The 10,977-nt window shown below is 41.3% G+C and carries 12 protein-coding genes and 1 pseudogene; 3 read left to right on the top strand and 10 right to left on the bottom strand.

The genetic code is table 11. From position 1 onward, the window contains the following. Positions 1-211: 211 nt before the first annotated feature. The 3 genes and pseudogenes from VZ94_RS29685 to VZ94_RS18655 all read left to right on the top strand — a co-directional run. Positions 212-2,865: pseudogene (locus tag VZ94_RS29685) on the top strand (non-ribosomal peptide synthetase); the annotation flags it as partial. Positions 2,866-3,141: 276 nt separating this feature from the next. After that, a complete protein-coding gene (locus VZ94_RS29690; protein ID WP_275575327.1) occupies positions 3,142-3,480 on the top strand; it encodes an acyl carrier protein in 339 nt (112 codons plus the stop codon). Beyond that, positions 3,477-3,971, top strand: a complete 495-nt coding sequence (locus VZ94_RS18655) for a thioesterase domain-containing protein (protein ID WP_045780382.1) — start codon at positions 3,477-3,479, stop codon at positions 3,969-3,971. The genes VZ94_RS29690 and VZ94_RS18655 overlap by 4 nt, the downstream gene beginning before the upstream one ends. A gap of 73 nt (positions 3,972-4,044) precedes the next feature. On the opposite strand, the gene VZ94_RS29695 is transcribed toward VZ94_RS18655, so the two are convergent. The 10 genes from VZ94_RS29695 to VZ94_RS25355 form a co-directional block, all read right to left on the bottom strand. Then, a complete protein-coding gene (locus tag VZ94_RS29695) occupies positions 4,045-4,335 on the bottom strand; it encodes a hypothetical protein (RefSeq protein ID WP_239650078.1) in 291 nt (96 codons plus the stop codon). A 61-nt stretch (positions 4,336-4,396) separates the two neighbouring features. Next, positions 4,397-5,743 (bottom strand): NUDIX hydrolase, encoded by a 1,347-nt coding sequence (locus VZ94_RS18665; protein WP_045780384.1) that lies wholly within the window; start codon positions 5,741-5,743, stop codon positions 4,397-4,399. Positions 5,744-5,824: 81 nt separating this feature from the next. Next, a complete protein-coding gene (locus tag VZ94_RS18670; protein WP_045780385.1) occupies positions 5,825-6,292 on the bottom strand; it encodes a Uma2 family endonuclease in 468 nt (155 codons plus the stop codon). Between the two features lie 20 nt (positions 6,293-6,312). Beyond that, a complete protein-coding gene (locus tag VZ94_RS18675; RefSeq protein WP_131655635.1) occupies positions 6,313-7,617 on the bottom strand; it encodes a hypothetical protein in 1,305 nt (434 codons plus the stop codon). 150 nt (positions 7,618-7,767) lie between these two features. Further along, positions 7,768-8,385, bottom strand: coding sequence for a hypothetical protein (locus VZ94_RS18680; RefSeq protein ID WP_045780386.1), 618 nt, complete (start codon positions 8,383-8,385; stop codon positions 7,768-7,770). 7 nt (positions 8,386-8,392) lie between these two features. Continuing rightward, a complete protein-coding gene (locus VZ94_RS18685; RefSeq protein ID WP_045780387.1) occupies positions 8,393-8,962 on the bottom strand; it encodes a hypothetical protein in 570 nt (189 codons plus the stop codon). Further along, positions 8,937-9,317, bottom strand: coding sequence for a tetratricopeptide repeat protein (locus tag VZ94_RS26165; protein WP_052700735.1), 381 nt, complete (start codon positions 9,315-9,317; stop codon positions 8,937-8,939). Before VZ94_RS26165 ends, VZ94_RS18685 begins: the two co-directional genes overlap by 26 nt. A 7-nt stretch (positions 9,318-9,324) precedes the next feature. Next, on the bottom strand, positions 9,325-10,173 hold the full coding sequence (locus VZ94_RS18695; protein ID WP_045780388.1) for a tetratricopeptide repeat protein: 849 nt from the start codon (positions 10,171-10,173) through the stop codon (positions 9,325-9,327). Between the two features lie 154 nt (positions 10,174-10,327). Further along, entirely contained in the window at positions 10,328-10,813 is a 486-nt protein-coding gene (locus tag VZ94_RS18700; protein ID WP_052700736.1) for a hypothetical protein, read from the bottom strand. A gap of 36 nt (positions 10,814-10,849) precedes the next feature. Beyond that, positions 10,850-10,977, bottom strand: a 128-nt coding sequence (locus VZ94_RS25355; protein WP_131655636.1) for a transposase domain-containing protein, incomplete at its 5' end; no start/stop codon positions are given.

Consider the following 10,977-nt stretch of genomic DNA (forward strand, 5'->3'; position numbering starts at 1 on the left):
ATCCATGTGGCTTAGCAACGCAGGAGCAGTTGCCGAGGACACAGGGATGTGCTTGAAGCTTTGCCATCCATGGCGCCTGGATTTCGGCAATCCATGCCGGAATGACGGTTTAGCTCAACTGACTATAATTAAATCTGTCCTGCTTTAAGTTGGTAGCCGAAAATACCGCTGGGTTGCTGCTGTTAAGCCTAGCGGCCGCCCTTTATCACGGATGTTATTATGGCTAAAAAGTTATCCGCTCAGCTCAACCCAATTTGATATTTATCTCGATCAATTAATCTATCCGACCTCATCACTTTATTCGATAGCTGAGGCGGTGTTTATTGATGCACAGGTTGATGCTTGTGTATTTAAGCAATGCTTGCAAGCCTTGTACAATCAACATGATGCGCTTAGGTTGAGTTTATGTGGTGAAAAAGCTGCGCCACGCCAAGCGTTTTTATTGAGCGGTAATGTTGAATGGCAGCAAGTTGACCTTTGCCATTATCAAGATGATCGAGAAGCAGTTTTACAATGGCTAACTCATGAGGTAAATAAAGCGATTGATATGTTTAGTGCCCCACTTTATCGATTTTATCTGATAAAACTGTCAGCCAATCGATATTGCTGGCTACATAAATATCATCATTTGATTGCTGATGGCTGGTCAATTTCAATTTATGCCAATCAGGTGCTCAGTGCGTATTTTGATAATACAAGACAACAACCCTTTACCGGCCAAAACATTTCTTATCGTTATCATATCGATAAAGATTATAAGTATTTAAACTCCCCCGCTATCAACAAGACAAACACTATTGGCTGTCCAAAGATTGTTGGACGATACCGCCAGCCTTGCTTAAAAATCCTTTGCACGATAATAAAAGGCATTCAGGCCAACTGCGTTTTCGCTTAGAAGCGAAGTTAAAAACAGATTTATTGGTGTTAGCTGAGCAAGAACATAGCAGTATGCAGCAGATTTGGATGGCTGCTATTTGCCTGTATTTTTGCCGCATCCATACGATTAATCATTTAGTACTCGGACTATCGCTGGCAAACCGAGCGAATAGTACGGAAAGAATGCTTGGAGGCATGTTAGCGACGACTATTCCTGTTGCCATTAAAGTTGAATCAGCCGATAGCGTACAAAATTTATTGCAAAAAATAGCAGGGGAATTACGCAAGGATTATAGGCATCGTCGCTTTCCTATTACGCAGCTAGCCAAATTGTTGGACAAACATCACACGGCTGAATCATCGCTGTTCCAAGTTGCCTTTACCTATCTTCGCTATGACTATCAAGAGCTTGATGTAAGCGATAGGCTTCACTCGGTTCTGCTGCAAAGCACTGAAAAACAATTGCCGTTGTCGGTATGGGTCATCGACTCATCTAGGGCGAACCAGATGGAAGTGGTGATTGATTTTAATGAACATTACTTTAGCTATTCACAAGCCATCGTATTTAAAAACGTTTTATTACATTTATTAGCGACGCTACCTGAAGTTATCCGGTTTCCGATTAGTGAGTTAGCCTTAGTTTCAGCAGCAGAGCGTCAATATTTGTTAAAAGGATTGCATAATAATACCTATCCAAGACCAACGGATAAAACAATCAAAGACTTAATAGCTACTCAGTTTTTAACAGTGCCTGAGAATATTAGTGTTATTTATCAGCAACACTCACTGAGTTATCGCCTACTATCGCTTAAGGTTAATTACCTAGCGACACTGTTACGAGAAAAAGGCGTGACGAAAGGTGATGTTGTTCCCGTGTGTATGGAACAGGGGTTAGAGCTTCCCATAACGTTATTAGCCATTTTGCAATGCGGCGCTGCCTTTTTTAATTTAGACCCTAAATGGCCTGAATTGCGGATTATGCATTTGCTAGCCGGGCGACATTATTCCGTTATGGTAACCAATGTAGAGGTCATTGCATTAAAGCTCGCTGATAAAGCGGTTATTTGTTTGGCTTACGAGAACTTAGGGGAAGCAACACACAGCATTGATACAGTCAATTTACCTGATGATTTAATCTATTGTTTCAGTACGTCAGGAACGACAAGTGAACCTAAAATAGCCCAAAATATTCATAGAGGAATTTTTAACCGCTTCCTCTATATGAATCGAGTATTTGGCGAAGGTGCTAGACACAGGATATTACAAACATCTGGGTTTAACTTTGATTCGTCTTTATGGCAAATCTTATGGCCATTATGCAATGGAGCCACACTGGTAATGCCTGAACCATTGCAACGCCATAATATTCAACAGTTGCTGCATTTAATGAGTCGTCATGCGATTACTATGACAGATTTCGTACCGTCTTTTTTTGCTGTTTTTGTTGAGCATTTGCAAGGTGAACCGTCAGGTATTGATAACTTAAAAACATTGGAGTTTTTGCTTATCGGCGGTGAAGCAATGGATATTCATGTGACTAATCGGTTCAAGCAGCTTTGCCCTTGGGTTAGGGTATTTAATACCTATGGTCCTACCGAAACATCGATTGGCGTTATTTTTCAAGAATTGCATGGACATAACAACTCGTCAGCACCACTCGGACGGCCTATTGATAATGTTTATGCGTTGATTCTCGATACCTACCATGCCTTATGCCCTTTCGGCAGTCCCGGTGAACTGTATCTGGCCGGTGAGTGCGTCGGAGTGGGCTATTTGGATAATCATGCAGCGACTCAAGCTGCTTTTATTGATAACCCGTTTACGGAGATTCCTTATTCAAAACTTTATAAGACTGGTGATAAGGTGTGCTATGGCGAGGATGAAGCTATTTATTTTTTTGGGCGAGTCGATGAGCAAATAAAAATTAATGGAATACGCATTGAGCCTACAGAAATCGCCTTAACCATAGAACAGCTTCCTAGTGTTAACAAAGCCGTGGTGACGACACACGCGTTAGCATCTGGACGCAAAATATTAGTTGCTTATGTGCAGAGCCATCCTAAATTGGCAATCAGAGACCATGAGATTATGGCTTACGTTAAGAGCCATTTGCCATCATCAATGATACCGGAGCTTATTCAAATCGTTGATGGATTTCCCTTGTCTGCTAACGGTAAACTCAATATAAAAGCTTTGCCTAAGCTTGCGCTAGCTGTTCAGCAAGGACAAGTCATTCCTCCTCGTTTTCCACACGAGCAACTGTTAATGGACATTTGGCAAACGGTGCTGGAAAAACCTATCGAAAGCATGGCGAGTAATTTTTTTGCTTTAGGTGGCAACTCATTATTGTTTGTCAGCCTTATCAGCCAAGTGGAAAAGCAATTTAAAATCCAATTACCTTATAAAGAACTTTCAGAGCTATTAACGTTAGCATCCATGAGTGAAAAAATCATTCAAATGACTGAATCACCTGTGATGCAAACACCGCAGACAACACCGCACAAAGTATTAGGAGCTGAGCCGCTAGACCCAGAGCTATATCGTCAACTGTTACTGGTCACTGCCGAATGGCAAGGCGTCAAGCATCATCCGATGCCATTATGACGGGGTTAAATACTGAAATCGAAGCCTTACCTTTATTTTGGCGTTTACAAAATTATAATGAATTAGCCCAATTAGGACTGCATTTTGCTGGGGAGCGGCCAGTTTATGGTTTGCGCTCCGGACACAATATTATGGAATACACGCCGCATACGATATATCAATTGGCGAATCATTATGTAAAAGAAATACTCGAATTGCCTTTTTCCGGACCGTATATTGTTGGCGGCAATTGTCAGGGCGCTTTAATAGCCATGTCAGTGGCTAAACAGCTATGGATGAATGATAAGGAGGTGAGCTTACTTTTTTGTATGGAGGAAAGCCCGAAGAACCTTTATCACGGAAGGATTGCGATGATTTTTGGGCGCGAGAGTAAATTCAATCCCTATAAAGATAATGCCAATCCTATCCCTGAGTGGTCTAAATATTACCGTGGAACATTGAGTTACGATGAGATTTCCGGCCAACACGGCAAATTTTTTTATTTCCCCTAATATTGAAACCTTAGCCGAAGTTTTAAAACGGCGCATTAAAGAAGTTACTATGACCTACCAAGCCGCATCGAAGTTAAAAACTTGAACATCGAGTATAAGGTAAAACAAACTTTACGATACCCGCTTCCTGGCGTACTAAGCTTCTCAAGCCTAACAACCCAATCTCCTTGTGCAGCCCTTTTTTATAAGTATCTTCAATTTTTTTCGCGTAATCATTATCGGTAGAAAACTGTTGCTTAGTTAACAATTGCAATTTATGTGCAAATTCCAACGTAAGCATAAATGTTTCTGCTCTATCTTTAATTTTACCCAAAGCCGTTGCAAAAGATTGCCGATAAATAACGACTGGAATTTTTGTTTGCACGCCATTTAAATCTGTCTCATTAACCTTAAACGAAAATAGCTTTTCATCAAAATAAACTACTTCAGGGATTATCGACAAGCGGAATAAAAACGTCGCCGTAGTTTTCAATGATTAAATCGGTTTCTTTTAGCGCAGTCGCCAAACCAATTAGCTCTGATTGTAAGCTTGAACAAGGTTTAAGTTTTAGCCAACCAAAAGGGTGAAAAATAACTGATTCTTCAACCTCTATAAATTCAAAGCCGCGCAAATGTGCTGCCAAACCCAATAAAATAGCTAACTGTCGCTCCGTTAAGCTCAATGCCAAAGGTTTTTCTTTGCCCAGCGTGCCTGCTAACAACGGCATTCGGTAATCAAGCGGTAAGGTCAGCCCATACTTTTGCGGTTGAAATCTATACTGCCCGACAAAACTGTCTGGCAACGTGGTCAGCGCCTGTTCAAACTCGGCATTGTCATTATCAAAGTCTGCCAGCAATGCGTGAAGGTACGGAAAATCCTTAGCCGATTGAGTGGGTAGCATATCTTTTGGACTAAACCAAACTAGCCGCTCGTCTTGCGCCACTTGTCGTTGCAAGAATAAATACCCTTCTAAGGTTAATTCAATTTGGAACACCTCAAAATGATAATCCGTCAGCGCATGGTTAGGCGCAGAGCCTTGCACTTGTCGAAAGGGACGCAAACACCGCCAAGGTTTAAACTGATAATGCCGTCCACATTCTAACCCTGTTTCTTCATGCAATTCGCGTTGTAACGTGACTGGCAAAGCCGTCTTTATAGGCAAAGAATCGCCAGATTGCAGAGCAGCCAATAAATCGGGTAATAACCAATCGCCTGTTACATCATGCTGGTTCAATCGACCACCGACCAAACCATAATCACCCGCTTGACTGTCAAAGCGTTTGCGCGTGTCCTCGCGTTGATATAATAAAATCTTACCGTCTAATTTAATGAGGCTCCACGCCACATAGATATAACGAATTGGTTGCGCTGCTTGCTGCGCATGATGCTCGACACGGCGAGTCTCGATAGCGCGTAGCATATCGCGTTGCTGGTCTTTTTTCGCATTCGAGCTTCCTTGCGTGTTCCAAAAATTGCTGGCAAATAACCGCGAATCAGAATCGCTCCACGCCGTCAACACCGACAACGCCAGCAACTGCGCCGGAAACGACACCCAACACCATTCGCCCTTTTGCAAATAATCCGTATCCAGTACCGCCAAAGTGTCGAGCAAGGTTTCAAGCAAAGCAATAACGGTTTCAGCAACAGCGCGATCACGCTGCGATTGTTGGCATAGCACGTCAACTAAAGCCGTGCGCGGCACGGTGTAAAAGTCGCCTTCTTCTTCGGCATAGCGGGGCAGATGGGGGATGAGCGATTTGATGAATGGGGTTGGCATGGGAGTTAAGGTCATGAGAAATTAGAAAAACGATGTTATCCATTAATCAGGCTTTCTAAAGGGTTATAGTGTGTTTATTTGCAACCTTCGTGCTACTCAAACTTTTTTCGGCAAATTATCAAAAAGACTCGAGTTTGGTATTTTTCCCAACAAGTTATAAATTTCTACGTTGCCATCGTGTGTGCAAGTCCACACTTCTTTCGCGCCTTGTTGCAGATAAAGGTTTATTTTTTCAGTGATTTCTTGTTTTGAATTCGAGGGCGATAAAATTTCCACGCATAATTCAGGTGCAGATTGATAAGGTGTTGCCAAACCGTTTTTTGAGAAAAAATCATTGGTTCCCCAAGCCACATCGGCGACTTTTACCCCTTTGGGCGTATCAATTGAGCATTCGGTGATGACTTTACCTATTTTGTTGCCGCGTAAAAAAAAGGCGATTTCAACTTGTAAAAATCCGTGTTGATTGGAAGCGGGTGACATCACGATTTGCCCGTATTCATTGAGTTCGATTTTGTAAGGTAAATTGCTTAAGCTTTTGTCGTTTAACACGTCTGACCATTGCATTTTTTATACCTCGGTATTTTTTAAGGAAAACTACGGTTGTAGATATGCCGTGCTAATGTCGGTAAAAAATCCTCCGAAGTGGCTGTTAAGTTTCTTAAATCAGATTTTTGATTAACCCAGAAATAGTGCAATAAAAATTTTTGGTAATCGTGCGGTTCGGCATCTGGATTACCCGTATTTTGGCGGTAAATAGCATTGATTTTTTCGCCGAAATGACACTTTTGGTCTATTTTTAACCCAGTTAAAATGCCGTCAATATCCTTCTCTACGTCAGTAATGTAATTGTCTAGCTCTTTGGGGATAATTGAGTTGGGTGGTGATGGTGAAATACAACGCAACAAAATCTTTTCGTAAGGCTGAATTGCTTTTGGTAATTTGAACATCGCCCGCATGTTGACTATAAATAAAAAGGCAATCAACCAAGGTTTTAACGGCTCAAGCAAATTAGCATGGGAAACCCAGTTACGGGTCATTTTCATCAGCCATCCGAAGGTATAAATATCGCGGATTTTGCTTAAATCATTTCCATGCTTTTCTTTTAGCCATTTTGCCTCAACATTTTCTTCCCATTCATGGACAAGCGTCCGCAAAAACAGGCGGTAAAAAATAGTCGGGTCATCCGATTGTTTGAGGAGGGGCAAAAATTGCGCTAACGTATCCAGGTAGTTTCTAATGTCTGCGGTAGGGATTTCAATAGTAGGCTGTTTATTTTCCATTTTAATAAAATCCCTGAATTTAATATTATCGTCATCCTTTTCAATGTGGGATTTTAAAAACTCGCAACCTTCAACAATCCCCCGCCGCAAAACCAAATAATCGTTTCTTTCGTGATTTTCTAACCAATGATTAAGATGCTGCTTAGCTTCATTCAAACTTTTATTAATAGCCTTCGGCGGTTCAATACGACAACGTCGATAAGCTTCACAAAATCTGTTGTAGGTATTATTTGTTACGCCATCATTTAAGTCATTGAAATAGTTTTCAAGATATTGGCAAAAGCCATCAATATCTTCCGCCTCGATAAACTCAGAACACTTTTTGAGCGTTTCTTCGCTAAGCCCATTTGTGATAGTACCTAAAATTTCATCAGATACATCGTCATTACCCTCACTATATGCTTCGCGCAATTCATCAATCCGGCTGATATTAATATCAGCATTAGCGGTTAAAAATATGATTTGCTCTTTCGGAAAGCCATGCTCCAGCAAGTTTAAAAACAAATTCATTCCACTTTCTTGTAAAAAATCCTGCTCAGCGATGTTAGATTGCTTTGCGAGTGCTTTGACTCTGTCGGTATGTTCTGAATTCTCTAAATTAATATCCAATACAATCAAATCGAATTGCGTCAAACAATGATTAATGGCGTTTTCCGCCTCATCGAAGGAAGTTTTTACACAAACCGACCTGTTGTTAAACCAAGAGACTTGTTTTTGTTCCGAATACTCATCTTCAACCCACAGTATTTTCAGCATTTTTTACTCCACATTGGCTTTGCGTTTTATCTTAAGGCTGGGCAAGTCATTCACCAACAAGTCCTTTTTAAAGAACAACGTCACCTGAAATTGATTGTTTTGCTGAGAAACCAACAAACTTTCTTCTGGGTTTTCGGTATCGTTCAGTTGTTTTAAATCCTCTTGAATGGCATCCAAGCCTTTCCCCGTGCCTAGCAATGCTGGGCTTTTGTCGTTAACAGGGTTAAGCCAACTACACGTCAAATACGTTTTGTCGTTGATGGTTTTCTCATCAAAAACTAACGTCAAGAATTCATCCTTATCATGATCGGCATATTTAAAGGCATTAAACAAAATTTCTGAAAAATAACCAAACAATAAGGCTTCGGCATGACTTTCTGAAAGTATGCAAACCTTTTTCCACAACGGGCTAAGTTCGGTTATTTGAACAGGCCGCAAGTATTGGTTAATCCATGCAATAGGACGCAAAGATTTGTTGAGCAAAATATCATCCTCAAATTTTTGCTTTAAGGCATCGAGGCTTAGATTGTTCTTGGACAACATTTTATCGCGGATGCTGTTAAGACCGGCATAATGTTGATTAAGAAACCGCGCTGTTACACGACTAGCCGCATAATCCAAAATAGCTTCAATGGACTTGGTGTTTTCGACAGAATTCGGAGTTCGGCGGCAACTCCTGATAAATTGGCGAAATTTTTTCAGGATTCGTATTGGTGTAGCGTTGGCGTAACAGTTCGCCTTGTAGCTTGATGATGATTTCTGAATGGTAAGCCTCATGGAGCAATAAAACATCCTTGCGGCATTCAGGGTTGTTTTTTAAGCGTTCGGCAACTTGGTAAATGGTGTCGGGAAAAATCACGTTGCCTAAAGAATGCGTGAATTGCTCGACTAGTTTTTGCATTTTCTGTTCTAAAGCTTCCCGCTTCCATATTTCCGAATCCAGTTGTTCCTCTCGCGAAGTCCATGAAGAGTAGAGCTTTTTACTTTGCCTATCTATGTTAGCTTCCTCGACAAGCCTTTTCGCTGGTTCGAATTGCTTGTTATTTAAAAGCAGCTCCACAGTTAAGAGAGGGATAGGAACTATCTGCAAACTATGTCCATTTGAGACCATTTCTACTTTCCTTTTCTGATCAAGAATCTGACCTGTTTCATAGTCTTTATAACAGCCATTCTCAAAGCGACGTTTTTGCTCTATCAATATCTTGTTTCACCCCTTTACCTTGAGCGTAAAAAATGCCCAAATTAAGGCTAATAATAAAATCGAGTTCGCAGTAGCGTTCGCCAAGTTGATCTGCTTCACTAAAACATTCGAATGCACGCTGGTCGTTTTGCTCAACGCCTTTACCAAACTTGTATAAAATCCCCAAACAGAGATAGGCTTCGGCAGAATTTTGTTCAGCTTCTTTAAGGCACCAGTCAAAAGCAAATTGATAGTCTTTTTCTGCATTTTTTTTGTCCACTAAATGGGGGAACGCTAAACGAAGAAGGGCGTTTTCCAGCCAAGCATTTGCCGCCTCATGATATTGAATGGCCGCTTCTCTAAGCCATTTCATGCCAAGTTCATAATTTTTTGTAAACGTCTTTACCTTCAAAGTAACCAAGCGCCAACTGGTATTGAGCTTCGGCAACATTCACTTCTGCGGCTTTTTGATACCACTTGAAAGCCGTATCGTTGCATTGTTCGACACCTTTGCCTTGGGCATATCTCTCACCTAACAATAAATAGGCTTCAGGTGCGCATTTGCTGTAATCTAAAGGAAATTTCTTGCAATATTCTAATATCGGCCACGATTTACTAACTTTAGCGTCGATATAAGCATCCGTTTGTTCGATAGCCTTGTTTAGCCATGCCAAGGCCTTTTCGTTATCTTGTTCAACCCCTCTTCCTTCATAATAAGACCTAGCTAGGCCACATTGTGCGGTGGCAAAGCCTTGTTCATAGGCTTTACTAAACCATGCAAAGGCCAGTTCATCGTTTTGCTTAACGCCTATGCCATCACGATAACAGACGGCTAACAGATATTGAGCTAGCGCGCAATGTTGTTCAGTGGCTTTGTTAAACCAAGTAAAAGCCAGACCAGCGTCTTTTCCATCCTTATGAAGCGAATCGGCTAGGTCAATTAAAAAAGTCATATTTTCATCATTGCCATATGATGATATAGCCTTGTTAACGAGGTTATTATTTATACCTCTAAGATTATACAGACCCAATGTCATTTGAGCAGGTACGAAGCTTTGTTCAGCCGCCTTATTTAGCCACATTAACCCAGTTTCTTTTTTATCGTTATCCACACCAGCATGTTGAATAGGGCATAAAGTGTGCAGAGCTAACCAATATTGCGACTGGGCATCGCCCGCACTAGCAAGTTGTTGCAGTTCAGAAATTGACAGAGTATTGTGTTTGGTCATGGTGTTTGCCTTTGGTTTTTTCTGTGTTGATACGGTGTTTTGGCTCTTGTTTTAAGCCTGCGACATTGCCTACTAGCGCTCTATGCATTCGATTTTTAACGGTTCATTCAAGGCTTTGGCGATGTCTTGCAACATTACTCTTGCAGTGACTTTGTTAACATGGGTAGTGACATACCAGCCATTGCATTGACGTTGCGCTTGATAACCATTGGTTGGGGTTTTTACTAACCAATGGAATCGACGTAATGGTTTTGTTCAGCTTTGCCACACGTTCTAAGCCAAGCACTTTAAGCGTTTCCAAAAACGTTTCGGCGATAGTGTCATTTTCAATTGATGTTCCGGCGATGTTAACGCGTAGATGTCCTCCGTGAGTGCGCGTGCGGCGTTTGTTAGGTTTGTGGTAATTGATTTTTTCGCTAGTGGGCGACTTTTTTTTCGCATAGAAATTGTTCACAGCAGTGCCAATCTCGTCTTCCAACATTTGCAATTTTTTACAAGCGTCCATGCTCTCTGTCACTTGCGCAAAATCACCGCTTAACATCGCTTCTTGTCCGATAATTTTTAAATCATCTGCTGCGTAATGCAGCGCAGCAATCAATTCGTTGACTTTGCTTATGACGGCTTCCGGTAATTTTTGCATGTGCATTGTAACCGTTCAATCTAGCCACGTTGTTTTCTAAAAGACATTCTGATCCTTAACTGTCTCGGAATTTGCCGTTGCAAAAGGCAGCAACTCATCGATACGGCTGTTGGGCCAAGTCGGTAATTTTTCCAAAGTATCCTTGAGCCATTCGGTATGGGTTT

The sequence above is a fragment of the Methylocucumis oryzae genome (genome assembly GCF_000963695.1).
In the GTDB taxonomy this organism is placed as follows: domain Bacteria; phylum Pseudomonadota; class Gammaproteobacteria; order Methylococcales; family Methylomonadaceae; genus Methylovulum; species Methylovulum oryzae.

What these genes read in the sequence shown, in the direction of transcription:
- VZ94_RS18655 (WP_045780382.1), top strand. Translation starts at nt 3,477, where the DNA reads ATGACGGGGTTAAATACTGAAATCGAAGCCTTACCTTTATTTTGGCGT.
- VZ94_RS18665 (WP_045780384.1), bottom strand. Translation starts at nt 5,743, where the DNA reads ATGACCTTAACTCCCATGCCAACCCCATTCATCAAATCGCTCATCCCC.
- VZ94_RS18695 (WP_045780388.1), bottom strand. Translation starts at nt 10,173, where the DNA reads ATGACCAAACACAATACTCTGTCAATTTCTGAACTGCAACAACTTGCT.
- VZ94_RS29690 (WP_275575327.1), top strand. Translation starts at nt 3,142, where the DNA reads ATGGACATTTGGCAAACGGTGCTGGAAAAACCTATCGAAAGCATGGCG.
- VZ94_RS18670 (WP_045780385.1), bottom strand. Translation starts at nt 6,292, where the DNA reads ATGCAATGGTCAGACGTGTTAAACGACAAAAGCTTAAGCAATTTACCT.
- VZ94_RS26165 (WP_052700735.1), bottom strand. Translation starts at nt 9,317, where the DNA reads ATGAAATGGCTTAGAGAAGCGGCCATTCAATATCATGAGGCGGCAAAT.
- VZ94_RS18700 (WP_052700736.1), bottom strand. Translation starts at nt 10,813, where the DNA reads ATGCAAAAATTACCGGAAGCCGTCATAAGCAAAGTCAACGAATTGATT.